This is a genomic window from Citrobacter gillenii, assembly GCF_013337685.1.
Lineage (GTDB): Bacteria > Pseudomonadota > Gammaproteobacteria > Enterobacterales > Enterobacteriaceae > Citrobacter > Citrobacter gillenii.
Window position 1 is genome coordinate 529,537 of sequence record NZ_SUQN01000001.1, and the last position, 25,311, is coordinate 554,847.

A 25,311-nucleotide genomic window follows, 5' to 3' on the forward strand; every position below is an offset into this window, starting at 1 on the left:
GCCAGCGGAAATGACTGAAAAGTGCGCTAAAGATGGAAAAAAAGCGCAGTCGGTACCAGGCTTATGGCTGCCCGCAACAAGGCGGGTCAGGACAATTCACATTCCGGTATCCAACCGGAACTTACGGGAGCATAGCTATGACTGATATTGCGCAGTTGCTTGGCAAAGATGCCGACAACCTTTTACAGCATCGTTGTATGACCATTCCTTCTGACCAACTTTACCTGCCAGGGCATGATTACGTCGACCGCGTGATGGTAGACAATAATCGTCCGCCTGCCGTGCTGCGTAATATGCAGACGCTGTATAACACGGGCCGACTCGCTGGCACGGGATACCTGTCGATTCTGCCGGTCGACCAGGGCGTGGAGCATTCCGCCGGGGCCTCGTTTGCCGCCAACCCGTTGTACTTTGACCCGAAGAATATTGTGGAGCTGGCTATCGAAGCGGGCTGTAACTGCGTGGCGTCGACCTACGGCGTGCTGGCTTCCGTATCTCGTCGCTATGCACACCGTATTCCGTTCCTCGTAAAAATTAACCACAACGAAACGCTCAGCTACCCGAATACCTTTGACCAGACGCTGTATGCCAGTGTGGAGCAGGCATTCAATATGGGCGCGGTGGCGGTCGGGGCTACGATCTATTTTGGCTCAGAGGAATCGCGTCGTCAGATTGAAGAGATTTCTGCAGCGTTTGAACGTGCGCATGAACTGGGGATGGTGACGGTGCTGTGGGCCTATCTGCGCAACTCCGCATTTAAGAAAGACGGGGTGGATTATCACGTTTCCGCCGACCTGACCGGGCAGGCAAACCACCTAGCGGCCACCATCGGAGCGGATATTGTTAAGCAGAAAATGGCGGAAAATAACGGCGGGTATAAGGCCGTTAACTTTGGCTATACCGACGATCGCGTCTACAGCAAGCTGACCAGCGACAACCCGATTGACCTGGTGCGTTATCAACTGGCGAACTGCTATATGGGCCGCGCCGGGCTGATTAACTCCGGCGGTGCGGCAGGGGGCGAAACCGATCTCAGCGATGCGGTGCGCACGGCGGTAATTAACAAGCGTGCCGGTGGTATGGGTCTGATCCTCGGACGTAAAGCGTTCAAGAAAACCATGGCAGATGGTGTTAAGTTGATTAACGCCGTGCAGGACGTTTATCTGGATAACAAAGTGACCATTGCGTAAATTATCGCGGGTTGTGGTCATGTCGCGGCAACCCGCGTTTCTTGAAAAATTAAATTCAAAATATCATTTCAGTATAATCGCAATATTAGTCCGATCTACCTCACGTTTCTCCTGCCTTTTGTGAAAAGCATCACCTCTCCCTGTGCACTTGCACAGAAAATAGTCATGCCTTAGCGCGGAATGTCCGAGGCAAAGTTGCTTTTTTGCACATACATTTAGATGTGAAACAGCATTTCAAAGTTGCGCTAAGGACCCAATAATGAAAATTGAAGCTATCAATGTCTCCGTCTTCCAGTATCCCACCCGCCGGGTTTCTGATACCGCCGGACATTCCCATCCGGGGCCGGAAAGCCTCGCCAAAATGGCCATGCTGACCATTACCGCCGATGACGGAACCCAGGGGTATTCGTTTGCACCGCCGGAAGTGGTGCGCCCGTTTGTGGTGAATACCTTTTTTCGCAAAGTGATGGTCGGTCAGGACCCGTTTAATCGGGAGCGCATCTGGCAGGATCTGGTGCACTGGCAGCGGGGAAGCGCGCATCAACTGACCGAACGCGCGCTGTCTTTTGTTGAGCAGGCGCTGTGGGATTTGATAGGCCGCAAGCTCAACATGCCGGTCTACAAGCTGCTGGGTGGTTTTCGCGATAAGGTCCCGGCCTACGGCAGCACCATGTGTGGTGACGATCTGCCCGGCGGACTGTCGACGCCGGAAGAATATGCCTGCTTTGCCGAAAAACTGGTCGCTCGTGGATATAAGGCGATCAAACTGCATACCTGGATGCCGCCGGTCTCCTTCGCGCCAAATCCGAAGATGGATGTGAAAGCCTGCGCCGCCGTGCGCGAGGCGGTCGGACCGGATATTGATCTGATGATCGACGGCTATCACTGGTACAGCCGTACAGAAGCGCTGTACATCGGCAAGGAACTGGAAAAACTCAACTTTGCCTGGTTTGAAGAGCCGATGGAAGAAGAGAGCATGGCGTCTTACGCCTGGCTTGCCGAAAATCTCTCCATTCCGATCATTGGTCCGGAAAGCCTCGGTGGAAAACACCACAGCCGCGCGGACTGGGTGAAGGCGGGCGCATGCGACATTTTACGTGCCGGTGCCAACGGTGTGGGGGGAATCTCGCCCACCCTGAAAGTGGCCAACCTGGCCGAGTCGTTTGGCATGGACTGCGAAGTTCACGGCAACGGTGCGGCGAGCCTCGCGGTGATTGGCGCGATTCGAAACTGTCGCTGGTACGAGCGCGGCCTGCTGCATCCGTTCCTCGACTACGACGAACCGGCAGCCTACCTGAACAGCATTGTTGACCCGATGGACGCCGACGGTTTTGTGCATCTGCCACAGCGCCCCGGTTTGGGGGAAGACATCAATTTTGCCTATATCGAAGCCAACACCGTCAGCCACGACTGACTGAAAACAATAAATGCCGGATAAGCCAAGCGTCATCCGGCAACATGTACCCTACAGTACAGGCAAACAATAGATGAAAAAAACTTCCTTACTGGGCGCGTGTTTACTCGCACTCGCCGTGTCGATGGGGAGCAGTGCGGCGTACGCCAAAACGCCGCCCGATCAGCTCATCATTGGTATGAACATGAATAACCTGCTGACCCTCGATCCGGCCGCCATGACCGGCAACGAAGTGGTGGGCATTGTGGTGAATTTATATGACTCGCTGGTGGAGTTGGATCCTGCCCAGTTGACCCATGTGAAACCCGCGCTGGCGACATCCTGGGATGTCAGTCCGGATGGCACCACCCTGACTTTTCATCTGCGCGATGACGTGACCTTTCACTCCGGTAATCCGCTGACTGCTGACGATGTGGTGTGGTCGATGCGTCGGATCCTGCACCTGAATCTGGCGCAGTCGTCGGTGTGGAAATCCTACGGCTTTAGCAAAAAAAATATCGACCAACAGGTCAGCGCCCCGGACAGGTTTACAGTGAAAATCACGCTGCCCAAAGCCAACGATCCGCAGTTGATTATCTATTCACTGGGGGCGCTGGGGAATCTCGGCGTGCTGGACAGCAAAACCGTGCAGCAACATGTGCTGAATAACGACTGGGGTAACCACTGGCTGACCACCAATGAAGCCGGGTCTGGCCCGTTTACCCTTGATACCTGGCAGGCGAAAGATGTCCTGCGCATGACGCGTAACCCGAACTACTGGCGCGGCGAGGCGAAAATGAGCCGCGTGGTGTTGCGCCATTTTCAGGAATCCCAGACCCTGCGTCTGATGATTGCCAAGGGCGATCTGGATATTGCCAGTAATATGGCGGTTTCAGACATCAATGCCCTGCGTAGCGATCCTGACCTGAGCGTGGATGCCGTCCAGCGAGGCACGATGTATTACGTGGCAATGAGCATGAAGGAGGCGCACTTCGCCAATCCGAAAGTCCGTGAAGCCGTGCGTTACCTGATTGATTATCAGGGGATCAATAAAGCGCTGATGCCGGGATACGGCGTATTGCATCAGCGTCCTATCAAGGCAGGAATGCCCTCCACGCTGCCTGACCCCGGCTATCGCCTCGACATTCCGCGCGCTAAAAAGCTGCTGGCGGAGGCGGGATACCCGGACGGTTTCGACACCACGCTGCGGGTGCTGGCTGACCAGCCTTTCCAGAATATCGCGATTGCCGTGCAGTCCACGCTGATGCAGGCGGGTATTAACGCCAAAATTATCACCGGAACCGGTAATCAGATCTACGGCGCAATGCGCGAGCGTAAATTTGACATGCTGGTCGGGCGCGGCGGCAGCGGCATGGAACCGCATCCGCACTCCAGCCTGCGGGCGCTGGTCTATAACCCGGATAACAGCGATGCAGCCCGGCTTACCAACTTTCAGGGCTGGCGCACTGGTTTCTACGATAAACCGCTTAATGACATGATCGACAGCGCCCTGCTGGAGCGTGACCCGCAAACGCAGACTCGCGCGTATCAGGCGATCCAGACCCGCTACGACCAGCTCGTTCCCGCGCTAATTCCGCTGTCGCAAATGGTGGATTCGGTCGTTGTGCGCCGTGAGGTGCAGAATTATCAGCCGCATCCGTCGGCCACCACGTTTTTGCGTGATGTGTATAAAACCGGAGGTGAACAATGAGCGTTGCCATACTTGCACCTGGCTCACGCGCCCGGCGTGTCTCGACCCGTCTGATACAGGTGGCAATTACGTTGTTTGGATTGCTGCTGCTGACCTTTTTTATCGGTCGCGTCATGCCGATCGACCCGGTACTGGCGATCGTGGGACCTGATGCGGATCAGAGTACCTATCAGCAGGTGTATCACCAGTTAGGCTTTGATAAATCGCTGGCGGCGCAGTTTGGTATTTACTTCACCAATCTGCTGCACGGCGATCTGGGTAATGCGCTGCTGACCGGTAAGCCGGTGATGGATGACATTGTACGCGTTTTCCCGGCCACCATTGAGCTGGCGACGATGGCCATTGTGGTAGGGGCGGGTCTGGGGATCCCGCTGGGGGTGTTGGCGGCGGCACGACGCAATAGCCTGTCGGATTACGTGGTGCGCATCATTAGCCTGGCAGGTTATTCCACACCGATTTTCTGGGTGGGGATGATGGGGCTGCTGGTGTTCTACGCCTGGCTAAGCTGGGTGGGCGGCGCGGGGCGTCTGGATCTCGGACTGGACGGGCTGGTGCCACGCCAGACCGGATTAATGACCGTCGACGCGCTGTTGGCCGGTAATGCCACCGTGTTCTGGAATGCCATTAATCATCTGGTTTTGCCTGCTGCGCTATTGGGTTTTCACTCTCTGGCTTACATCAGCCGTATGACCCGTAGCTTTATGCTGGCGCAGCTTTCACAGGAGTTCATTATCACCGCGCGCGTCAAAGGGCTGACCGAGCGTCAGGTCATCTGGAACCATGCGTTTCGCAATATTCTGGTGCAACTGCTCACGGTGGTCGCGCTGGCCTACGGTTCGCTATTGGAAGGCGCGGTGCTGATTGAAACCGTCTTTTCCTGGCCCGGTTTTGGCTCCTATTTAACCGGCAGCCTGCTGCTGGGTGACATGAATGCGGTGATGGGCTGCGTGCTGCTGGTTGGGGTGATTTTCGTCATGCTCAATCTGCTCTCCGACATGCTGTATCAATTCTTTGATCCGAGGACAAAATCATGACGGTTTCTCTGGATACGCCGCGGGATAGCGGCAATAGCGAACAACGTCTGCGGGCGAAGCAGGCGCTGCTGCGAGCGCGCGGGTTCATGGGCAAGATGGCGCGTAACCCGCTGACCGCCATTGGCGGCGGAATTATTGCGTTGTTATTGCTGGTGGCCATTTTTGCCCCGCTTATCGCACCGTACAACCCGTTGGTGCAGGATTTAAACAGTGCGCTGGTGGCGCCGAACGCGCAGCACTGGTTCGGGACCGATGAGTTTGGCCGCGATATCTTTAGCCGCCTGGTGTATGGCTCGCGCATCACGCTGTATATCGTGCTGCTGGTGTCGGTCACCGTAGGGCCGCTCGGTCTGCTGCTTGGCGTCACGGCGGGTTACTTCGGTGGCAAGGTCGACATGGTACTGATGCGCGTCACCGACATTTTCATTTCTTTTCCAAGCCTGGTACTGGCACTGGCCTTTGTCGCGGCACTCGGTCCGGGGCTGGAGCACGTAGTAATTGCCATTACGCTGACCGCCTGGCCGCCGATTGCGCGTCTGGCTCGTGCGGAAACGCTCTCGTTGCGTCAGGCCGATTTTATCTCTGCCGTTCGCCTGCAGGGGGCATCGGCAGGACGTGTGCTGTGGCGTTATATCGTACCGCTGTGCCTGCCGTCGGTGATTATTCGTATCACCATGAATATGGCGGGGATCATTCTGACCGCTGCGGGCCTTGGGTTTCTGGGGTTAGGGGCTCAGCCACCGGATCCGGAATGGGGGGCGATGATCTCCAGCGGGCGCACCTACATGATGGAATGCTGGTGGGTAGTGACTATTCCGGGGCTAGCGATTTTGATCAACAGCCTGGCGTTCAACTTCTTAGGAGATGGCTTACGTGACATCCTCGATCCTCGCAGCGAATGATTCGCCTCTGCTTGATGTGCGTAACCTGCACGTCGATTTTATCAACGGCGGCGCGGTCACCCAGGCGGTGCGCGGCGTCTCCTTTCAACTCGGACGTGAAAAACTGGCGATTGTGGGTGAGTCAGGCTCCGGTAAATCCACCGTCGGGCGAGCGCTGCTGCACCTGCATCCGAAAAAAGCACGGGTTACGGCAGACAAAATGCAGTTTAGCGATGTGGATTTAGCCCATGCCAGCGAGGCGCAGATGCGGCAAATTCGCGGCAAGCGTATCTCGATGATTATGCAGGACCCGAAATACTCCCTTAATCCGGTGGTGAGCGTTGGCGATCAGATTGCCGAAGCCTGGCTTACCCATCATCCGGGGCGCAAGGCTGAGGCCAAAGCCAGGGCGCTGGAAATGCTGGAGGTGGTGCGTATTCGTCAGCCGCAGCGGGTGTATCAGCTCTATCCGCACGAGATTTCTGGTGGCCAGGGGCAACGTGTCATGATCGCGATGATGTTAATCACCGATCCGGAACTGGTGATTGCCGACGAACCCACCTCGGCGCTGGACGTGTCGGTGCGTCTGCAGGTGTTGGGGCTGCTTGACTCGCTGGTGGAGTCGCGCGGGTTGGGGCTTATTTTTATCAGCCATGACATCAACCTGGTGCGCAGCTTCTGCGATCGCGTCCTGGTGATGTATGCCGGGCGGGTGGTGGAATCCATCGCCGCAGGCGATCTCCATCATGCGCAGCATCCCTATACTCAGGGGCTGATTAGCGCATTGCCAGAAATCCACAACCGCCGGGCGGTGCTGCCGGTGCTGCAACGTCAGCCCAGTTGGCTGAGTGAGGAGGGGATATGATCGACGTTAAAAATCTGAACCTGGCATTTGGTGAGGGAGAAAAACGCAATCAGGTGCTGTATGACGTGACGTTTGGGGTTCAGCCCGGAGAGGTCTACGGTCTGGTTGGGGAGTCCGGTTCGGGAAAGACAACCGTACTGAAGTGCCTGGCTGGATTGTTTACCCATTGGCAGGGTGAACTGGCGATCGACGGACAAGCCCTGGGTCACCGTATTCGCCGCGAACGCTGCCGCCTGGTACAGATGGTATTCCAGGACCCATATGGTTCGCTGCATCCCCGGCATACCATCAGCGATATCCTCGAAGAGCCGCTGTTGATCCACGGCATTGCTGACCGGGATCGGCGGGTTAACGGGCTGCTGGATAAGGTCGGTCTGAACCGGGCATTTCGCGACCGGTATCCGCATCAGCTTTCTGGCGGGCAGCGCCAGCGTGTGGCGATTGCGCGGGCGCTAATCCTCGAACCGCAGGTGCTGTTGCTGGACGAGCCGACCTCTGCATTGGACGTATCGGTACAGGCCGAAATTCTTAACCTGCTGGCTGAATTGCAAAAGGAGTCCAGCCTGACCTATCTGCTGGTTACCCACGATCTGGGGGTTATTGCGCATTTGTGTCAGAAAGTGGCGGTGATGCAATACGGAAAAATTCTTGAAACGCTCACCGTGGAGGCGCTGGTCAACGGTGAGGCGCAAACCGAGTATACCCGGATGTTAATAAGCGGCAGCCAGCGCTATTCCCGCGAACTGGCGCGGGAAGTGGCGGTGTACTAGCGTAACAAGGGACAACCAGGCGGTAACCGGCAGCGTAGCGCGGCGGGGAGGATTTCGATGTGAAATTCCTGCCCGCTTAGCGGTTCGCCATCGAGATTAAACGTGATTTCATGCGGGGCACGGATATCAAACCAGGATGACGCACCATCAATAATATTGGGGTTGTCGTCGGATTGGGTAAGTGCCGAAAGTAGCGCCGGAAGAAGCTCATCGCCGGTAAAAATGCGCAGTTGCAGCAGACCGTCGTTGATCAGTGCCGTGGGGCAAAGTTGCTGCCCGCCGCCAGCCTGACGACCATTGCCGATGCCGATCACCAGCGCGTCTCCCTGCCAGTGAAAGTTTTCCCCGCGAATTTCGCAGCTGTCGGGCTTCAGCGTGTCCATGCGCATGAGCCCATGAATAAAGTACGACACGCCGCCCAGCGCGGCTTTGAGTTTTTCTGGTGTTTCTGTCGTGACCCGCGTGCCGAATCCGCCCGTCGCCATATTGATAAAACAGGTCTTATCATTGACCTGCACCATGTCTATTTCAACCGCATTGCCGGCGATGGCCAGCTTCAAGGCTTTATCCAGAACCTCAGGAATACCCACGCTGGTGGCGAAGTCATTTGCGGTTCCCAGCGGCAAAATCCCCAGAGCGGGTATATCCTCCCCCTGGCAATGGATGAGCGCGGTGGAGACCTCGTTGATGGTGCCATCACCGCCGCCCGCAATGACGGTGGCAACGCCCAACTGGCGGGCCTCATCAACGTAACGCCGGGCGTCGCCTTTTTCCCAGGTGACGCGCACATGGATCTCAACGCCCTCATCGCGTAGCAGGGCAATCGCCTCGCGCAGCGGGGGATTATCAGCACTTTTTCCATTCAGGATCAGTAAGCTGGCTGGGAATGCTATCATCCTGTTGCCTCACTTTTATCGTTTTAACAAGTGTATGCCAGGAATGGGTTTATGGCGTAAGAACTGACCGAAAGCGCGGACGTTAAGCGTAAAAAGCCGCGATTTGCGGCTTTTTCAGGTAAGGCAGGGATTACTGCGGGAACCACTGATCGCTGATTTTTTGATAGGTACCGTCAGCTTTAATGGCGGCCAGCGCGGTGTTCAGTTTTTCTAGCAGCGCGGTGTTATCCGGGCGAACGGCAATGCCAAGGCCGGTACCGAAGTATTGCGGGTCAGTTACTTTGTCCGTTGCTACGCCTAACTGCGGATTGGTTTTCAGCCACTCGTTAACTACGGCAGTGTCGCCAAATACGCCATCAATACGCCCGTTTTTCAGGTCAATGATCGCATTCTGGTAGCTGTCGTACGCCACGGTTTTCACTTCAGGATGTTTATCCTGCAGGTATTTCTGGTGCGTGGTGCCGTTTTCCATGCCGATACGTTTGCCTTTCAAGTCAGCAAAGGTTTTATAGGTGTCTTTTTTCGCAATGACCAGCGCTGAGTTGGCATAGTAGGGCTGAGTAAAGGAGACCTGCTTACTACGTTCTGGCGTGATGTCCATACCGGAAATCACCGCATCGTATTTTTTGAATTTCAGCGCGGGGATCAGGCTGTCGAACGCATGATTAGTAAAAGTACAGTTAGCCTGCATTTGTTTGCACAATGCAGAAGCCAGGTCGATGTCAAAACCAACAATTTTATTGCTGGCATCCAACGATTCGAATGGCGGGTAGGTTGCTGAGACACCGAAATTGATTTTATCAGCAGCAGAGGCGCCGGTGGCGAAGGTAGCAAGTAATGCGGCCAGGACTAACTTTTTCATGGTGGAACTCCCGTCTGTCAATCTTATGATGATTCACCGTGTCTGCGGCGTTGATTTACAATGCCATTTAATGAATTTGTATGCAATAAAAATGATTAAATATTTTATGTGGAATAAAAAAAAGCGGACAGTCCAGAGACATGTCCGCCTTTACTATTCAGCTTTATGCAGTTATTGACTTAATTGCGGTGTTCAAACGCCAGTGCTTTACGCTCGATTAAGCGCATCATCAACGTCAGCAGGCCGTTAACAATCAGATAAATCACGCCCGCCGCGCCGAAGACCATGACGTCATAGGTGCGACCATACAACAGCTGGCTGTAACCCATGACTTCCATCAGCGTGATGGTGTAGGCCAGGGAGGTACTTTTGAACACCAGCACCACTTCGTTGGAGTACGAGGAGAGGGCGCGTTTAAAGGCGTACGGCAGCAAGATGGCCAGCGTATCTTTCTTGCTCATCCCCAATGCACCACAGGATTGCCACTGACCTTCCGGGATTGCGCGAATAGCGCCGTAGAACAGCTGCGTGGTATACGCGGCACTGTTTAACGACAGCGCAATCAAGGCGCACAGCCAGGGTTCTGACAGCAGATGCCAGAGGACCGGATACTCCTGCAGCGCGGGAAACTGCCCCGGACCGTAGTAGATCAGGAAGATTTGCACCAACAGCGGCGTACCGGTAAACAGCGTAATGTAGGCGCGTACCAGCCACACCAGCACCGGAGTTTTCAGCGTCAGGATGACGGTGAAAATCAGCGCCATGACCAGCGCAACCACGATGGAGGCAACCGTCAACGTCAGGCTGGTATGCAGCCCTTTCATCAGTTCTGGTAAATACTCAAGCATCAGCCCGGTCTCCGCTCAAAACGTGTCGCGCGCAGGTCAATGCGTTTGAGAATGTACTGACTCAACAGCGTTATCACCAGATAAATGGCCGCCGCCACGATGTACCAGGTAAACGGCTCCTGAGTACGTGTGGCAATGCTTTTGGTTTGCAGCATCAGATCGTTGACGCTGATCAGGCTTACCAGCGCGGTATCTTTCAGCAAAACCAGCCACTGGTTACCCAGTCCCGGCAGGGCATGACGCCACATTTGCGGCATCACCAGACGAAAGAAGATCGCGGTTTTGGACAGCCCTAGCGCCTGACCAGACTCCCATTGCCCGAGCGGGACGGCTTTCAGTGCGCCACGCAGCGTTTGCGACGCATAGGCCGCATACAGCAATGACAGCGCAATGACGCCGCACAGGAACGGACTGACGTCGAAGTTTTCGATCTCCATCTGCACCGGGATCTGCACGATGCCAAGATTTATCGTAAACCCATCGGCCAGCGTCAGCAGCAACTGGGAGGAACCGAAATAGATAAACAGAACCACCAGAATTTCCGGCAGTCCGCGCAGGAGCGTCACCAGGGCTGAACCCGTCCATGCCACTGGACGCCATTTAGCAGACTCCCAGACGGCAAACAACATTGCGAGAGCCAGGCCAATGATCAGCGCACAAACGGCAAGGCCGACGGTCATCCCGGCGGCGCTTGCTAAAGGAAAAAATTCATTCATCTAATATTACTTCTGGAACCATTTGTTATAGATGGTTTCGTACGTCCCATCTTTCTTCACTTTTTCCAGCGCAGCATTGAATTTCTGCTGCAGCTCGGTATTGCCCTGGCGCATTGCGATGCCCAGACCGGTACCGAAGTAATCTTTATCGGTAACTTTATTGCCAACGGCGGCCAGTTTCGGATTGTCCTTCAGCCATTCGGTCACGACAGCGGTATCACCAAAGACGCCATCAATACGCCCGTTCTGCAGGTCGAGTTTGGCATTCTGGTAGCTGTCATACGGGACGGTGGTGACTTCCGGATGTTTATCCATGATGAATTTCTGGTGCGTGGTGCCGTTTTGTACGCCCACTTTCTTGCCTTTCAGCTGGTCAATGCTGGTGTATTTACCCTGTTGACCAACAAACAACGCTGAGTTGTCGTAGTAAGGCGTAGTGAACAACACCTGCTTTTCACGCTCCGGCGTGATGTCCATTCCGGCCATTACCGCGTCAAAACGGCGGAATTTCAGGCTTGGGATCAGGCTGTCGAAAGCCTGGTTAGTGAACGTACAGGTGGCGTCGATCTCTTTACACAGCGCATTTGCCAGGTCAACGTCAAAACCCACGATGTTGTTATTAGCATCAATGGATTCAAACGGAGGATAAGACGCTTCCGTAGCGAAGCGAATGGTTTGGGCTGCGGTAGCGGAAAGGCTAAAACCTGCGATTAGCGCGGCAATCAGAACTTTTTTCATTGTATTGTCCCGAATCTTAGTGAGAGAGATAGTTTTTAAACGCTTCGGTTTGCGGGTTGGCAAAGCAGCTCGCATTCCCAAACTCGACGATATGACCGTTTTCCATATACACCACACGACTGGCCGTTTTACGGGCGACTTCCACTTCGTGGGTGACGATCACCTGAGTAATATTGGTTTCTGCCAGCTCACGAATGATGCTGACGATTTGTGCGGTAATTTCCGGGTCAAGCGCTGCGGTCGGTTCATCAAACAGCAGCACCTGTGGCTCCATCATTAACGCGCGGGCAATGGCCACACGCTGTTGCTGGCCGCCGGAAAGATGCAGTGGGTAACGATCGCTATAGGGCTTCAGTCGCAGACGTTCCAGCAGCTTCTCGGCACGCGCCAGCGCCTGGTCCTTGCTCAGACCCAGCACGCGGCAGGGCGCTTCGATCAGGTTCTGCTGCACAGTAAGATGCGGCCAAAGATTGTATTGCTGAAAGACCATGCCCACGTTCTGACGCAGTTCGCGAATGGCTTTATCAGAAGGTGTTTTCGTGAAGTCGAAACGGTTACCGGCAATAGAGAGCGTGCCCGAACGCGGCATCTCAAGCAGGTTGAGTACGCGCAGTAGCGAGCTTTTCCCGGCTCCACTTGGGCCAAGTAACACCAGTGTTTCGCCCTGAGGGCAATCCAGCGTGATATCGAACAGCGCCTGATGTGCGCCGTAGAAGCAGTTAATGCCGTTTAATTGAATACTCATTGACACTCGTATACTGGCAGTCTGATAGCTATTGAAGCCGCAGATACTACCTTTGACAGAATAGTTATGCAATATTTATGCGTTAAAAGTTAAATGCAAACCGCATTCTTCTCTAAACATAGCACAAAATAGCGGGGTCACCAGTGGGCAAGAATAATTGTCGGCATTCTATGCAGAATGCCAGACAATTTATGGGGTTTATGATTTGAACGAATGAATGGCGGGATTAACGGTTTTCGACAGACTGGCGCAGCGTCCCGGCTGGCGCATGTACACTACCGCCCAGATAGCGAACATCATCCACGACCCAGCACTGGCCTTCACGGATCATCAGTACTTCATCACGCCAGGTTTGATTACCCTGCTTAAGCTCTACGCGCAGCGGAATGTTACGTGCATCACTATTCGGAATGGTCGAGGCGCTGGCGACACTGGCGCTGTCCGGTAAGGTGGTGCGGCTGGAGAAGGGGTCGCTGGTCAGCAGCTCGCGGTGCGAGTTATCGCGGCTGGCATCGGTCAGCAATTTCGCCAGGTTGTCACTTAAGTACGGACGCAGGGCGGTGATGTCGTTGCTGCGATGCTGAATGCGGTAATCATAGAACTGTTGTGCCACGCTGTCTGGCCCACCTTCCACGCAAGCGCCGCTACGCGGGCCGTTGTCTTTATAAGCCGGAGTTACGGTGGTACAGGCGCTGAGAAGAAGTGCACAGGGGACCAACAGAGAGAGTTTCGAGTAGCGCATAATGATTTCCTTATTAGCTTTCTACTAATAGTATTCTACGATGAAAAATTCTATCCTTTCAATGACTGTGTAATCGATTAACACTTTGTTTTTACTTGCATAACTTCGCAAATTTCACCGACTGGTACATCTGTGGCTATTGACTGCTTACCTCGGTTCAGTATATCAAACTGCGGCATGATGTTGTCGCCAAGGATGCTCCCTATAGTGTATAGACCATCCACGTATCTGCATGCTTATTTACGAGGCAACAAAATGTGGAAGCCGGACTGCGACGGTATGTATAAGTGCACAATGACGGAGCAGTCCTTAGGCTATCAGGGTATCCGGATGGCTAAAATAAGGGTTGATTAATTCCTGGGCTCATGCGTTAATAGTTGAGTCGGTTTGAATAACAGACGATTTACAAAGTAGTTTACTTCCGCAGTTCTCATTTTCAGGTTTATCCATTTATCCCTTCTTTGAGTCACTCCGCTAAGCACTAAGTCGATTCTGTAATAAAACCAAATATGCCGAAAGGCTCAAATTAAGGAATAAAATATATGTCTAATAAAATGACGGGTTTAGTTAAGTGGTTTAATCCTGAGAAAGGTTTTGGATTCATCACGCCCAAAGATGGTAGCAAAGATGTGTTTGTGCATTTTTCTGCTATCCAAAGTAACGACTTTAAAACGCTGAATGAAAATCAGGAAGTCGAGTTTAGCGTGGAGCAGGGACCTAAAGGCCCATCCGCTGTTAATGTTGTGGCGCTCTAAGGTAACTATTATTACTAATCATATTCACTTTCGCTGCCCATGTTGCCATGGTTCGCAGTACAGAACATCGAGCTTCGATGTGACTGAGGGAAATCCGTTTGGCGCGAAATGTATTTTTTGCAAATCTAAAATGATTACATTTGATAATGTTGCAATGTACATTCAGTCCGGCCAGACTCCGCTGGATTTCAGAAAATAATTTTTTAGGCCCCTTCAAGGGGCTTTTTTAATGACTTAACAGATGACCCTACCTGTTTATCGTGAGATCGTCATCTTGACGTTTTTGTCGTGATGCCAGAACATCGTTTACTGCGAACCTGCCTTCAGCCCCTCTTTTATCGTTTAATATGCAAACAATTTCTGGGTGTGTAATGACCAGTTGCGCCTAGGTTATTGAATCTTTTTATCGTATAGTTTATAGATATCCATGGTTATACAGATAATACTATCTACTGGCGCGTTGATGCCGTTACAGACCAGAAGAGGTGCAAAATGGACGTCGAGAAATTAAAAAATAAAACTGAAGCGGATATATCTGAGTTCATCACAAAGAAAATTGTTGAGCTGAAGAAAAAGACCGGGAAAGAAGTTTCCGATATTCAGTTTATCGCTCGTGAGAAAATGACCGGGCTTGAAAGTTATGACATTAAAATTAAGTTGATCTAATTTTCAAATATCATCCAGTATGCGTTAAAGCATCGCCGTCCAGCTGAGGCGGTGCTTTTTATTTTTATAATTTTAAAATGAAATTATAAGTGTGATCTCGTTCCGTGTGTGAACGAGGCGGTGGCAAAAGTGTGTGAATTTCAGCCGTACGCGATAACCCAGTATTTCATCCTGGTGGATATTTATTATCACAGGCGTAGGATGATTTTGCTGTCGACAAGATAAGACGTTCGTCCTGTCGTGTGCGGGCTTCTGATTATTCATTAACGACGAGGTGGTGCTGGTAATGAGTACACTGATCATTCGTTTATTGTTCTTAACGATTATATTGGCCCCTGTTTCATTACGCGCCGATGAACAGAGCGGAATGCAGCTTGAGCGTGTTGTCATCGTCAGTCGTCATGGCGTCAGGGCACCGACAAAGTTCACGCCGCTTATGCAGCAAGTCACTCCCGACCGCTGGCCGCAATGGGACGTTCCTCTGGGGTGGTTGACTCCTCGCGGCGGGGCACTCATCACTGAATTAGGACGGTATCAACGTTTACGCCTGGCGGACAAAGGTCTGCTGGATAATAAAACGTGTCCAACGGCAGGGCAGGTCGCGGTCATTGCCGATAGCGATCAACGTACCCGTAAAACGGGTGAAGCATTCCTGGCAGGACTGGCCCCGGAATGTAAAGTACAGGTTCATTATCAACAAGATAAGTCAAAATCTGATCCCCTTTTTAATCCCATCAAGGCGGGGCAGTGTTCGCTGAACACATCGCAGGTGAAAGAGGCCATCCTGACCCGGGCTGGCGGAAGTCTTGATGAGTACACGCGCCACTACCAACCCGCATTTCAAGCCCTGGAACGGGTGTTAAATTTCTCCCAGTCAGAAAAGTGTCAAGCAGCTGGGCAGTCTGCACAGTGTACGCTAACCGACGTCTTACCTGCTGAACTCAAGGTCTCTCCAGAAAATATATCGTTGTCAGGCTCATGGGGACTGGCTTCAACCCTGACGGAAATCTTCCTGCTGCAACAAGCACAAGGGATGTCGCAGGTGGCCTGGGGGCGTATTCATGGCGATAAAGAATGGCGTACATTATTAAGTCTGCACAATGCGCAGTTTGACCTTCTGCAGAAAACCCCGGAGGTTGCCCGTAGCAGGGCCACACCGTTACTTGATTTGATACGTACAGCGCTCGTAACACAGGGGTCAACAGAAAATAAATACGCAATTCAGTTGCCCGTCTCTTTGTTGTTTATTGCGGGGCATGACACCAATCTTGCCAATATCAGCGGGGCATTAGGTTTTAACGTGTCTCTGCCCGGTCAGCCAGATAATACGCCGCCGGGTGGAGAGTTTGTTTTCGAAAGGTGGAAACGGGTCAGCGATCATTCTGATTGGGTGCAGGTTTCTTTTATGTATCAGACATTGCAGGAAATGCGTGATATGCAACCTTTGTCGTTGCAATCGCCTCCCGGAAAAATTGTGCTGCCCTTAGCGGCCTGCGATGAGAAAAATACGCAGGGAATGTGCTCATTAAAAAATTTTTCTGCACTGATTGATTCCGTTCGCGTGTCCGAATGTGCTGAGAAATAATATTTTTATTGCATCATTTCGGTCATGTTGAAAATTAAACAATCGGAACCTTTCAATGATAGGGTATCGGTTCGATAATGCCTTAAGGCAGCGTTGTTAGCGTAATAAGGAGATATACCATGCAGTTTTCGACCACCCCTACGCTGGAAGGGCAAAGCATCGTGGAATACTGCGGTGTGGTAACCGGTGAAGCGATTTTAGGCGCGAATATCTTCCGCGATTTTTTTGCCGGGATCCGGGACATTGTCGGCGGTCGCTCTGGCTCATACGAAAAAGAGCTGCGCAAAGCGCGTGAAATTGCCTTTCAGGAACTTGGCGAACAGGCGAAAGCGTTGGGAGCAGATGCGGTCGTTGGTATTGATATTGATTACGAAACCGTGGGTAAAGATGGCAGCATGCTGATGGTGAGCGTCAGCGGTACTGCGGTGAAAACTCGCCGATGAAGCGTCTGTTATGGCTGCTGGCATTTGCCGTGTTACTGACGGGCTGTGCGCGCGAGTCAGGTATTGTTGACAAAGACGGGTATCAACTGGATACCCGACGCCAGGCGCAGGCGGCATATCCACGCATTAAAGTGCTGGTAATTCACTACACGGCTGATGATTTTGACTCATCGCTGGCCACGCTGACGGATAAAAACGTCAGCTCGCACTATCTGATCCCGGCAGTACCACCGCTGCACGGCGGCAAGCCGCGGATCTGGCAGTTGGTCCCGGAAAAGGATCTGGCCTGGCATGCAGGGATCAGCTTCTGGCGAGGCGCTACGCGGATTAACGACACGTCGATTGGGATTGAACTGGAAAACCGTGGCTGGCAAAAATCAGCGGGCGTGAAATATTTTGCGCCATTTGAAGCGACGCAGATCCAGGCGTTGATCCCGCTTGCAAAGGACATTATTGCCCGCTACGACATCAAGGCGCAGAACGTGGTGGCGCATGCGGATATCGCTCCGCAGCGTAAAGACGATCCCGGCCCGCTGTTTCCGTGGCGTGAACTGGCGGCGCAGGGTATTGGCGCCTGGCCGGATGCTCAGCGCGTCGCGTTTTATCTTGGCGGACGCGCACCCCATACGCCGGTGGACACCGCATCGTTACTTGATTTGCTGTCGCGCTACGGCTACGAGGTGAAACCGGACATGACGCCGCGTGAACAGCAGCGGGTGATTATGGCGTTCCAGATGCACTTCCGCCCGGCGTTGTGGAACGGCGTGGCGGATGCCGAAACGCAGGCCATTGCCGAAGCGCTACTGGAGAAATACGGGCAAGGTTAACGCGGCAGCTTACCGTGGTCGCGCAGCCAGGCCGCGGTACGCTCAATCCCTTCATCCAACGTCACGACAGGCTGATAACCCAGCTCTTCCTGGGCACGGGTGGTGTCCAGCGTAAAGTCAAAATTGAGCTTTGAGACACCGTAGTGTGTGAGCTTGGGTTCTTTTGCCGATTTATTCCCCAGACGCTCCATGCTGCGGGCAATCATGTCCAGCATTGGATAAGGCACGGAGCGGATGCGGCAATCAATATTCAGTTCGTCAATCAGCTTCTGCACGATGCTGCGCAGCGTGCGATGCTCACCGTTGGTAATGTTATACACACGACCTGATGGCAGATTGTCACAGGCTTCCTGACTTGCCAGCCACATCGCGTGAATCGCATTTTCATAGTAGGTCATATCCACCAGTGCGCTGCCGCCGTGTGGGAGCAGGACGCTGCCATAGTGATGCATCATGTGCGCCAGGCGGGGGATAAAAACTTTATCATGCGGGCCAAACAGGCTCTGCGGACGTAGTACCGTAAAGCGAGTTTGCGGATTGGCCTGGGCTAACAGCGCAATCACGTCTTCGCCGGCTGCTTTACTGCGGGCGAATTCGTTGGCGAAGCGGTGTGGGCGAAAGTCCTCTTTGATATCGCGATGGTGGTGATAATCAAAATAGAGCGACGGGGAGGAGATATGAATAAAGTTACGCACGCCCCAGGCAACCGACCACTCGCCCAGACGGCGGGTGGCGCGGACGTTAGCCAGGTCAAAGGCTTCCTGTGTTCCCCACGGCGAGGTAAAACTGGAACAGTGCCACAGTGTGTCGATGCCTGCGAGCATCACTTTTGCTTGCGAAGAGACCAGCTCGGTCAAATCCGCATGCACAAATTCTGCGCCCATTTTCTCCAGCAACTTACCCATCGCTTCGTTGCGACCGGTAGCTCTGACGCTGATGCCTTTCTTGCGTAAAAACTCAACCGCGTTTCGGCCTAAGCCGCTGGTGGCTCCGGTAACCAGTACCTTCATATCAATCCGCTGTGTTTAATAGAACTTCGTGCGCATTCTTCCGTGAATTACGCCTGTATGCAATGGGAAACATGAAAGAATACAGCCTCTTTTTGTCTTTAGTCTGTGATTTGTTCTGCAAGTTTGGCGATACGCTTTGCCATCCCCCTGAAAATAAACAGGTGAGCCGGGATCATCAGCAGCCAGTAGAACAGACCGGGCATACCGTGCGGGTGCCACCAGGCGCGGACGTCAATGCGACGGCGATCGCCTTTATCTTCCAGGGTAAAACTCAGACGACCGAGTCCTGGCGCCTTCATACCAAATAACAGTGTTAGCTGCTTCTCCGGTTCGACGATAATGACCTTCCAGCTATCCACGGTATCGCCGACCTGTAAAAGCGGACGCTCCGGCCGACCTTTTGCCAGTTTATGCCCCACCAGCAGATCCATGGCTGCGCGCGTCTTCCACAGAATATTGCCAAAGAAATAGCCCTCTTTGCCGCCGAGGCGATTCACCACTTGCCACAGCGCCTTCAGGCTGGCGGATGTCTCGACGCTAAACCCGGCCTGTTTGGCGAAATAGCCGTATTCCGGTCGCCAGCGGGCAAAGGCCTGCGCGTCGTATCCCCACTCGCTGGAGTCGACCAGTTTCTCTTCTTCCTTCAGCGTGCTGCGTACCGCATCGTCAAAGGCGATGAGCTTTTGGGGGATCAATGCCCTCAGTTCGGTGTCATCGGCCAGCAGATCGTGTTTCAGGCCCTGTATCAGCGCCTGGGCGGTCGTCGGTGGAACCGAGGTGATCACATTTAAAAACCACACTGAAATCCAGCGGGTCGGGAAAGGGATGGGGATAAGCAGGCGATGCTTGCCGCTGACCGCCATAAAATGTTCGAACTGCTCTTGATAGCTTAATACCTGCGGCCCAGCCGCTTCGAGTACGCGGTGGCCGTTTGCCGGGTGCGCCAGCAGCGCAACTAAATAGTACAGCAAGTTCTCCAGCGCAATCGGTGTGGTACGCGATCGTACCCAGCGCGGTGGGGTGAGTACCGGCAGGTTGTAGACCATATCACGCATCACCTCAAAGGCCGCAGAGCCCGCGCCGACGATAATACCCGCCCGTAACTCCGTAACCGGGACGCCAGATTCGCGCAACGTGTCAGCCGTTATCTGCCGTGCGCGCAGGTGATCGGACTGTTCATGCTCGGGGGCCTGTAAGGAGCTCAGGAAAATCAGCTGGTTGACTGGCGTATGGCGCAGGGCATCGCGGACATTCTGCGCCACCTGACGCTCGTGGGCGATAAAATCACCGCCTTCACCCATCCCGTGCACCAGGTAATAGACCGTATCAACGTCGGCTAGCAGCGGCGTCAGGGTATCTGGTTCGTTTAAATCAACCTTATGACAACTGACGCCGGGCAGTTGCTGTTTGTCCAGTCGCTCGATGCGACGTGCCGCCGCCAGCACCTGATGCCCTTGCTGGCTGAGCGCTTTTACCAGATGTTGACCAATGTAACCACTGGCGCCAAGTACCAAAATCCGTTGCGGCACGCCGGTCTCCTTAGCGGTTTAAAAAAGCACGCCAGTGAGCGGCGACTTCAGCAAGCTGTTCACGCGAAACGTCCAGATGCATCACCAGACGCACAATCGGCGAGGCGTTAATCAGCACGTCTTTAGATTTCATGTACTCGCCCAGCGCAGCAGCGTGTTCTTCACCCACGCGGACAAACAGCATATTGGTGTCGTGACGCATAACGTCGGCACCCGCTTCACGCAATTGTTCTGCCATCCAGGCAGCGTTGTCGTGATCAATTTGCAAACGCGCCACGTTATTTTTGAGCGCATACAGCCCGGCAGCCGCCAGAATACCGGCCTGGCGCATACCGCCGCCGGTCATCTTGCGCCAGCGAATCGCACGTTTGATGTAATCATGGCTGCCGACCAGCAGTGACCCGACCGGCGTCCCCAGCCCTTTGGAGAGGCAAATGGTGAACGAGTCACAATATTGGGTGACGTCCTTAAGCTCACAACCGTAGGCGACGATGGCGTTAAAAATACGCGCGCCGTCAACGTGCAGCGCCAGATTTCGTTCGCGGGTGAATTCCCAGGCCTCCTTCAAATACTCACGCGGCAGCACTTTACCGTTATGGGTGTTTTCCAGACTGAGCAGGCGGGTACGGGCAAAATGAATATCATCGGCTTTGATTTTAGCGGCGACTTTGTCCAGCGGCAGCGTGCCATCCGGCGCGGCGTCGATAGGCTGTGGCTGAATGCTGCCGAGCACCGCGGCACCACCGGCTTCGTATAAATAGTTATGCGCGCCCTGGCCTGCGATGTACTCCTCGCCGCGCTGACAGTGGCTGAGCAGCGCCACCAGATTTGCCTGGGTGCCGGTCGGTAAGAAAATAGCCGCTTCTTTACCAGAAAGTTCAGCGGCATACTGCTGAAGGGCATTGACGGTAGGGTCGTCGCCGTAGACGTCGTCCCCGACCGGGGCCGCCATCATCTCTTCCAGCATGGCGCGACTCGGGCGGGTGACAGTATCACTACGTAGGTCGATCACGGGCATTCCTTTTTAAGTGAGGTAATGCCCACTGTTTTACCTTAGCCAGTTGGTTTTCGCCAGTTCGATCACTTCATCACCGCGTCCGCTGATGATAGCGCGCAGCATATACAGGCTGAAACCCTTCGCTTGTTCGAGTTTGATTTGCGGCGGTATGGCGAGCTCTTCTTTCGCGACCACCACGTCGACCAGCACCGGGCCATCAATCGACAGCGCTCTTTGCAGCGCCTCGTCGACGTCCGACGATTTTTCCACGCGGATACCTGTGATCCCGCAGGCTTCGGCAATGCGGGCAAAGTTGGTGTCGTGCAGTTCCGTTCCGTCGGTCAGATACCCACCGGCCTTCATCTCCATTGCGACAAAGCCCAGCACGCTGTTATTGAACACGATGATTTTCACCGGCAGCTTCATCTGCACCACCGAAAGAAAATCGCCCATCAGCATGCTGAAGCCGCCGTCGCCGCACATGGCGACCACCTGGCATCCGGGTTCCGTTGCCTGCGCACCCAGCGCCTGCGGCATGGCGTTCGCCATCGACCCGTGATTAAACGACCCGAGCAGGCGGCGCTTGCCGTTCATTTTCAGATAGCGCGCGGCCCACACCGTGGGGGTGCCGACATCGCAGGTAAAGATGGCGTCATCAGCGGCGAAGTGGCTGATTTGCTGCGCCAGATACTGCGGGTGAATGGCTTTTTCGCTGGGTTTGGCTAAATCATCCAGTCCTTTGCGCGCATCGCGATAATCACTCAGGGCTTTATCGAGGAATTTGCGGTCGGTTTTTTCTTCTACGAGCGGCAGCAGGGCACGCAGCGTGGCTTTGATATCTCCAACGAGCGCCATATCCACCTTGCTGTGCGCACCAATGCTTGCCGGATTGATATCAATCTGAATAATTTTGGCGTCGGTGGGGTAGAAGGGACGGTAGGGGAACTGGGTGCCCAGTAAAAGCAGCGTGTCGGCATTCATCATGGTATGAAAACCGGATGAAAAACCGATCAGTCCGGTCATACCCACATCGTAGGGGTTGTCATATTCGACGTGCTCTTTGCCGCGCAGGGCGTGGACAATCGGCGCTTTGATTTTTGCGGCAAACTCCACCAGTTCTTTGTGCGCACCCGCGCAACCACTGCCGCACATCAGCGCAATGTTGCTGGAATAGCGCAGCAGTTGCGCCAGTTTTCTCATCTCTTCTTCCGCCGGGGTAACCACCGGTAACGGCGCATGATACCAGTGCGTGCTGGCACTTTCCGGCGCGGCTTTCAGCGCAACATCGCCCGGGAGCACGACGACTGACACACCGCGGTTTAACACCGCTTTGCGCATGGCAATCGCCAGCACCTGTGGGATCTGTTCAGGGCTGGAAACCAGCTCGCAATAGTGGCTACATTCGCGGAACAACTCTTGCGGGTGGGTCTCCTGAAAATAGCCGCTGCCAATTTCACTGGAGGGGATATGTGCGGCAATCGCCAGCACTGGGACATGGTTGCGGTGGCAATCAAACAGGCCGTTAATCAGGTGCAAGTTTCCCGGTCCACATGAACCGGCACACACCGCCAGTTCACCGGTCAGTTGCGCTTCCGCGCCTGCGGCGAAGGCGGCAACTTCTTCATGCCGGGTTGGCATCCAGTCGATCGTTCCCATGCGATTGAGACTGTCACTAAGACCATTCAGTGAATCACCCGTTACGCCCCAAATACGTTTCACACCAGCCTGTTCAAGCGTTTTAGCAATAAAAGCGGCAACCGTTTGTTTCATGGTTTTCCATCTCCTTTAATGTGATACCGGTTACAAGTTTAGATGAAGATAATAGTTATGCTTCTCATTACCCCTTATTTTCGGCAGCTTACATTTGACGAAGATAACGCGTAGCTTGACTGTGGACATGGCAAACAAGGAACGAATTCAAATGGTTACGAACTTATTAAATGCAGTAAATCGCATGCTGACGCATGAGGACTTTGGCAAGTTTTTGTTACGCCTGGCGGTGGGGGGACTGATGCTGTTTCACGGTCTGCATAAACTGTTTGCCGGAATTGATGGCATTAGCGGCATGCTAATAGCGAAAGGTTTTCCGGGTTTCATTGCCTACGGCGTTTTGCTTGGCGAGGTGCTGGCACCGTGCCTGATTATTCTCGGCATTCTGACGCGTCCGGCTGCGTTAGGGTTGGCATTCACTATGGTTGTCGCGTGGCTGATGGTCGGAATGGGCGAAACCTGGTCGCTGGATAAAACCGGCGCATGGGCTATTGAAAGTCTGGTGTATTTCTTTATTGGCGCACTGGCGGTGGCATTTTTGGGTGCCGGAAAATACGCATTGGGCGGTCAGTCGGCCTGGCGTTAGTTTGCCATCGGACGACAAATGCGGAGGCGACAACGTAGTTACATTGCTGCTCGCCTCCTGATTCTATCAGGTCGTTAGTCTTCCTCGTTACGGTCCCAGCGTTTTCGCCGACGTCCCACCGTGCCTTGTGTCAGGGCGTTTGCCATCGCTGCGCCGATTTCAGCGCTGACGACCAGACCCTGAATAAAAGGGCGGTCGTGCATTAGCCATGGCAGCCCGCCAAAGGCGATGCGACCACAGGCATCCTTTGGCGCACGCAGCGTATAATTTTCGCTGATATCCGGGATCTCATCACCACAGGCGAGGAGTTGATGGCGCAACGTGGGAAACGGGATATCTTTGCTCCTCAACGCTTTTTGCCCTCGGGCATCAATAAACACATCAAATTCGCTACGCTGATTGTTGTGGTAAATAACCGTCATACCTTGCTCATTTTGGCGTTGATAATCTGAGCCCAGCGCGAGGATTTCAATTAACCCGGCCTCATGCAGCGCCAGCAGGCGGCGAATGGATTCCGAAGGGATCGCCGCATAGTTATCGATAAACACGCGTGCCAGACCGTGCTTGAAGCGTTCACTGTCTCCATCGTCAAGATGAGGCACGACCTGTTCGATGACCTCATGCAGCCGCAGCAGGGTATAGCGCCACGTGACGGTGCGTTGCTCTCGCTTGTTGCGTTCGACTTCCTGCAGGTTGCGTTTCGCCCAGTCAAAAGGATTGTGCTGAATTCGGTCAGCAAAATAGATGTCAGAAAACGTATCGGCCGTCAGCGTCTCAAGCGCTATCTGCTGGCTCCACTGCGGTGCCGCGTCTTGCAGCTGTTTGACGATAAGCAAGAAGAGGCGATCCAGTAATCCGCGTTGCCCCTGCTCAATGACGTGTTCAATCGCCTGACCGGTGGCGATGTTCAGCGGTTCATAAGGGAGAGGGCAGTAAAAATCGGCCTCCGGCAGCACACCGCTGCGTGACATCAGAGTCAACTTCAGGCTTTGGCTACCGGGGTTGCGCGTAAAATGGAGGGTGTTATCAGCATCGGTGGTGAAGGCGCCATGTTGACTGACCACGGCTACTGCCGCATCGATAGCGCTTAACGACGTACCCAGAATGCCCACTCTGCAGGCGTTAATTTGTGCGTCCATCAGGCCGGTCCACGGGCTGGGGAAAAACTCACGTGGTGTGTCGTCTCCCTCAGGCCACAGATGGCCGGTGGCGATAACTGCAAAATCCACCTCGACAGGTTGTGGTGCGTGGTTTACCCACAACGTAACACCCTGCGGGTTTGCGCGCAGATCGGTGACTTCGCTGGACTCATGAACACAAACCTCAAAACCGGACTCACGGGCTTTATCGACAATGGCTAAAAAGCGATCGCGAAAATAGTCGCCAAGGATCACGCGGGGTAAAAATTGCCGTTCATGCAATGACGTGCGTTCTATACCAAATTGTGTCAGGTAGTCATCGCTTTGGTTTTGTAGCCACGTCAGATAGGTGATGTAAATCGGCGGGATTTCAATACTGGCAATATTCGCCAGCATATGGTCCGCGTTATTGTCGTTGTTGTAAGGCATGCCCACACCCGCTTCTTCCGCTTGCTCGTAGAGTTGCACGGTCATCGGTTCACCGCGTTCAACCAGGGCATGGAAGGTATAGATTCCAGTGGGGCCGACGCCGACGATGGCCACTTTTTTCATGGGGATCCTTTTTTGAAAAGCTCGACGATGGTCGGGGATATTGATTAGTTTGTGAATGTTA

General features: G+C 53.8%; 26 protein-coding genes. 14 read left to right on the forward strand and 12 right to left on the reverse strand.

Translation table 11 applies throughout. The features are described from left to right. Positions 1-137 precede the first annotated feature (137 nt). From fbaB to FCH32_RS02505, 7 genes are all read left to right on the forward strand, one after another. Positions 138-1,190 carry a class I fructose-bisphosphate aldolase gene (gene fbaB, locus FCH32_RS02475; protein WP_005129139.1) on the forward strand — a complete coding sequence of 351 codons (1,053 nt, stop codon included), beginning with the start codon at positions 138-140 and terminating at the stop codon, positions 1,188-1,190. A 259-nt stretch (positions 1,191-1,449) separates the two neighbouring features. After that, positions 1,450-2,604, forward strand: a complete 1,155-nt coding sequence (locus FCH32_RS02480; protein WP_115258060.1) for a mandelate racemase family protein — start codon at positions 1,450-1,452, stop codon at positions 2,602-2,604. Positions 2,605-2,677: 73 nt separating this feature from the next. Then, positions 2,678-4,294, forward strand: coding sequence for an ABC transporter substrate-binding protein (locus FCH32_RS02485; protein ID WP_096756530.1), 1,617 nt, complete (start codon positions 2,678-2,680; stop codon positions 4,292-4,294). Further along, entirely contained in the window at positions 4,291-5,328 is a 1,038-nt protein-coding gene (locus FCH32_RS02490) for an ABC transporter permease (protein ID WP_137362658.1), read from the forward strand. The genes FCH32_RS02485 and FCH32_RS02490 overlap by 4 nt, the downstream gene beginning before the upstream one ends. After that, complete coding sequence (locus FCH32_RS02495) at positions 5,325-6,230, forward strand: ABC transporter permease (protein ID WP_174360428.1); 906 nt, start codon at positions 5,325-5,327, stop codon at positions 6,228-6,230. The genes FCH32_RS02490 and FCH32_RS02495 overlap by 4 nt, the downstream gene beginning before the upstream one ends. Continuing rightward, positions 6,202-7,074, forward strand: a complete 873-nt coding sequence (locus FCH32_RS02500) for an ABC transporter ATP-binding protein (RefSeq protein WP_117343245.1) — start codon at positions 6,202-6,204, stop codon at positions 7,072-7,074. Before FCH32_RS02495 ends, FCH32_RS02500 begins: the two co-directional genes overlap by 29 nt. Continuing rightward, positions 7,071-7,844, forward strand: a complete 774-nt coding sequence (locus FCH32_RS02505; RefSeq protein WP_174360429.1) for an ABC transporter ATP-binding protein — start codon at positions 7,071-7,073, stop codon at positions 7,842-7,844. Before FCH32_RS02500 ends, FCH32_RS02505 begins: the two co-directional genes overlap by 4 nt. Here FCH32_RS02505 and yegS read toward each other — a convergent pair. The 7 genes from yegS to FCH32_RS02540 form a co-directional block, all read right to left on the reverse strand. Beyond that, positions 7,841-8,740 carry a lipid kinase YegS gene (gene yegS, locus FCH32_RS02510; RefSeq protein WP_174360430.1) on the reverse strand — a complete coding sequence of 300 codons (900 nt, stop codon included), beginning with the start codon at positions 8,738-8,740 and terminating at the stop codon, positions 7,841-7,843. The genes FCH32_RS02505 and yegS overlap by 4 nt on opposite strands. Positions 8,741-8,870: 130 nt before the next feature. Next, on the reverse strand, positions 8,871-9,602 hold the full coding sequence (gene artJ, locus FCH32_RS02515; RefSeq protein ID WP_174360431.1) for an arginine ABC transporter substrate-binding protein ArtJ: 732 nt from the start codon (positions 9,600-9,602) through the stop codon (positions 8,871-8,873). A gap of 179 nt (positions 9,603-9,781) precedes the next feature. Next, positions 9,782-10,450: an arginine ABC transporter permease ArtM gene (gene artM, locus FCH32_RS02520; RefSeq protein ID WP_096756537.1), complete on the reverse strand. Its 669-nt coding sequence runs from the start codon at positions 10,448-10,450 to the stop codon at positions 9,782-9,784. After that, entirely contained in the window at positions 10,450-11,166 is a 717-nt protein-coding gene (gene artQ / locus FCH32_RS02525) for an arginine ABC transporter permease ArtQ (RefSeq protein WP_096756538.1), read from the reverse strand. Before artQ ends, artM begins: the two co-directional genes overlap by 1 nt. Before the next feature lie 6 nt (positions 11,167-11,172). Next, complete coding sequence (artI, locus tag FCH32_RS02530; protein ID WP_174360432.1) at positions 11,173-11,904, reverse strand: arginine ABC transporter substrate-binding protein ArtI; 732 nt, start codon at positions 11,902-11,904, stop codon at positions 11,173-11,175. Positions 11,905-11,920: 16 nt separating this feature from the next. Beyond that, entirely contained in the window at positions 11,921-12,649 is a 729-nt protein-coding gene (gene artP / locus FCH32_RS02535; protein WP_096756540.1) for an arginine ABC transporter ATP-binding protein ArtP, read from the reverse strand. Positions 12,650-12,875: 226 nt separating this feature from the next. Next, entirely contained in the window at positions 12,876-13,391 is a 516-nt protein-coding gene (locus FCH32_RS02540; RefSeq protein WP_115258065.1) for a lipoprotein, read from the reverse strand. Positions 13,392-13,933: 542 nt separating this feature from the next. On the opposite strand from FCH32_RS02540, the gene cspG reads away from it, so the two are divergent. From cspG to FCH32_RS02570, 6 genes are all read left to right on the forward strand, one after another. After that, positions 13,934-14,146: a cold shock protein CspG gene (gene cspG / locus FCH32_RS02545; protein WP_046479624.1), complete on the forward strand. Its 213-nt coding sequence runs from the start codon at positions 13,934-13,936 to the stop codon at positions 14,144-14,146. 10 nt (positions 14,147-14,156) lie between these two features. Then, entirely contained in the window at positions 14,157-14,345 is a 189-nt protein-coding gene (ymcF, locus tag FCH32_RS02550) for a cold shock small protein YmcF (RefSeq protein ID WP_115259921.1), read from the forward strand. Between the two features lie 293 nt (positions 14,346-14,638). Then, positions 14,639-14,812 carry a GnsA/GnsB family addiction module toxin gene (locus FCH32_RS02555; protein WP_096756542.1) on the forward strand — a complete coding sequence of 58 codons (174 nt, stop codon included), beginning with the start codon at positions 14,639-14,641 and terminating at the stop codon, positions 14,810-14,812. A gap of 286 nt (positions 14,813-15,098) precedes the next feature. Further along, positions 15,099-16,397, forward strand: coding sequence for an AppA family phytase/histidine-type acid phosphatase (locus tag FCH32_RS02560; RefSeq protein ID WP_174360433.1), 1,299 nt, complete (start codon positions 15,099-15,101; stop codon positions 16,395-16,397). Positions 16,398-16,516: 119 nt separating this feature from the next. Continuing rightward, entirely contained in the window at positions 16,517-16,840 is a 324-nt protein-coding gene (locus tag FCH32_RS02565; RefSeq protein WP_096756544.1) for a heavy metal-binding domain-containing protein, read from the forward strand. After that, positions 16,837-17,667, forward strand: coding sequence for an N-acetylmuramoyl-L-alanine amidase (locus FCH32_RS02570; protein ID WP_174360434.1), 831 nt, complete (start codon positions 16,837-16,839; stop codon positions 17,665-17,667). Before FCH32_RS02565 ends, FCH32_RS02570 begins: the two co-directional genes overlap by 4 nt. Here the strand turns inward: FCH32_RS02570 and FCH32_RS02575 are convergent. The 4 genes from FCH32_RS02575 to poxB all read right to left on the reverse strand — a co-directional run bounded on the left by FCH32_RS02575 (position 17,664) and on the right by poxB (position 22,973). Beyond that, a complete protein-coding gene (locus FCH32_RS02575; protein WP_096756546.1) occupies positions 17,664-18,677 on the reverse strand; it encodes an NAD-dependent epimerase/dehydratase family protein in 1,014 nt (337 codons plus the stop codon). The genes FCH32_RS02570 and FCH32_RS02575 overlap by 4 nt on opposite strands. 98 nt (positions 18,678-18,775) lie before the next feature. Beyond that, entirely contained in the window at positions 18,776-20,206 is a 1,431-nt protein-coding gene (locus FCH32_RS02580) for a DUF2867 domain-containing protein (protein ID WP_174360435.1), read from the reverse strand. A gap of 10 nt (positions 20,207-20,216) precedes the next feature. Then, positions 20,217-21,218, reverse strand: coding sequence for a low-specificity L-threonine aldolase (ltaE, locus tag FCH32_RS02585; RefSeq protein WP_117343252.1), 1,002 nt, complete (start codon positions 21,216-21,218; stop codon positions 20,217-20,219). Positions 21,219-21,254: 36 nt separating this feature from the next. Beyond that, on the reverse strand, positions 21,255-22,973 hold the full coding sequence (gene poxB, locus FCH32_RS02590; protein ID WP_174360436.1) for a ubiquinone-dependent pyruvate dehydrogenase: 1,719 nt from the start codon (positions 22,971-22,973) through the stop codon (positions 21,255-21,257). Positions 22,974-23,124: 151 nt separating this feature from the next. Between poxB and FCH32_RS02595 the strand changes: the two genes are divergently transcribed. Next, positions 23,125-23,559, forward strand: coding sequence for a DoxX family protein (locus tag FCH32_RS02595; RefSeq protein ID WP_096756550.1), 435 nt, complete (start codon positions 23,125-23,127; stop codon positions 23,557-23,559). A 74-nt stretch (positions 23,560-23,633) separates the two neighbouring features. On the opposite strand, the gene FCH32_RS02600 is transcribed toward FCH32_RS02595, so the two are convergent. Continuing rightward, positions 23,634-25,250 (reverse strand): FAD-NAD(P)-binding protein, encoded by a 1,617-nt coding sequence (locus tag FCH32_RS02600; RefSeq protein WP_174360437.1) that lies wholly within the window; start codon positions 25,248-25,250, stop codon positions 23,634-23,636. Positions 25,251-25,311: the final 61 nt, after the last annotated feature.

Coding starts and splice junctions, on each gene's coding strand:
- yegS (WP_174360430.1), bottom strand. CDS start 8,740: ATGATAGCATTCCCAGCCAGCTTACTGATCCTGAATGGAAAAAGTGCT.
- artP (WP_096756540.1), bottom strand. CDS start 12,649: ATGAGTATTCAATTAAACGGCATTAACTGCTTCTACGGCGCACATCAG.
- FCH32_RS02555 (WP_096756542.1), top strand. CDS start 14,639: ATGGACGTCGAGAAATTAAAAAATAAAACTGAAGCGGATATATCTGAG.
- FCH32_RS02570 (WP_174360434.1), top strand. CDS start 16,837: ATGAAGCGTCTGTTATGGCTGCTGGCATTTGCCGTGTTACTGACGGGC.
- artI (WP_174360432.1), bottom strand. CDS start 11,904: ATGAAAAAAGTTCTGATTGCCGCGCTAATCGCAGGTTTTAGCCTTTCC.
- FCH32_RS02575 (WP_096756546.1), bottom strand. CDS start 18,677: ATGAAGGTACTGGTTACCGGAGCCACCAGCGGCTTAGGCCGAAACGCG.
- FCH32_RS02495 (WP_174360428.1), top strand. CDS start 5,325: ATGACGGTTTCTCTGGATACGCCGCGGGATAGCGGCAATAGCGAACAA.
- cspG (WP_046479624.1), top strand. CDS start 13,934: ATGTCTAATAAAATGACGGGTTTAGTTAAGTGGTTTAATCCTGAGAAA.
- poxB (WP_174360436.1), bottom strand. CDS start 22,973: ATGAAACAAACGGTTGCCGCTTTTATTGCTAAAACGCTTGAACAGGCT.
- FCH32_RS02485 (WP_096756530.1), top strand. CDS start 2,678: ATGAAAAAAACTTCCTTACTGGGCGCGTGTTTACTCGCACTCGCCGTG.
- FCH32_RS02600 (WP_174360437.1), bottom strand. CDS start 25,250: ATGAAAAAAGTGGCCATCGTCGGCGTCGGCCCCACTGGAATCTATACC.
- FCH32_RS02595 (WP_096756550.1), top strand. CDS start 23,125: ATGGTTACGAACTTATTAAATGCAGTAAATCGCATGCTGACGCATGAG.
- artQ (WP_096756538.1), bottom strand. CDS start 11,166: ATGAATGAATTTTTTCCTTTAGCAAGCGCCGCCGGGATGACCGTCGGC.
- FCH32_RS02505 (WP_174360429.1), top strand. CDS start 7,071: ATGATCGACGTTAAAAATCTGAACCTGGCATTTGGTGAGGGAGAAAAA.
- artM (WP_096756537.1), bottom strand. CDS start 10,450: ATGCTTGAGTATTTACCAGAACTGATGAAAGGGCTGCATACCAGCCTG.
- FCH32_RS02560 (WP_174360433.1), top strand. CDS start 15,099: ATGAGTACACTGATCATTCGTTTATTGTTCTTAACGATTATATTGGCC.
- artJ (WP_174360431.1), bottom strand. CDS start 9,602: ATGAAAAAGTTAGTCCTGGCCGCATTACTTGCTACCTTCGCCACCGGC.
- FCH32_RS02540 (WP_115258065.1), bottom strand. CDS start 13,391: ATGCGCTACTCGAAACTCTCTCTGTTGGTCCCCTGTGCACTTCTTCTC.
- FCH32_RS02480 (WP_115258060.1), top strand. CDS start 1,450: ATGAAAATTGAAGCTATCAATGTCTCCGTCTTCCAGTATCCCACCCGC.
- FCH32_RS02490 (WP_137362658.1), top strand. CDS start 4,291: ATGAGCGTTGCCATACTTGCACCTGGCTCACGCGCCCGGCGTGTCTCG.
- FCH32_RS02565 (WP_096756544.1), top strand. CDS start 16,517: ATGCAGTTTTCGACCACCCCTACGCTGGAAGGGCAAAGCATCGTGGAA.
- fbaB (WP_005129139.1), top strand. CDS start 138: ATGACTGATATTGCGCAGTTGCTTGGCAAAGATGCCGACAACCTTTTA.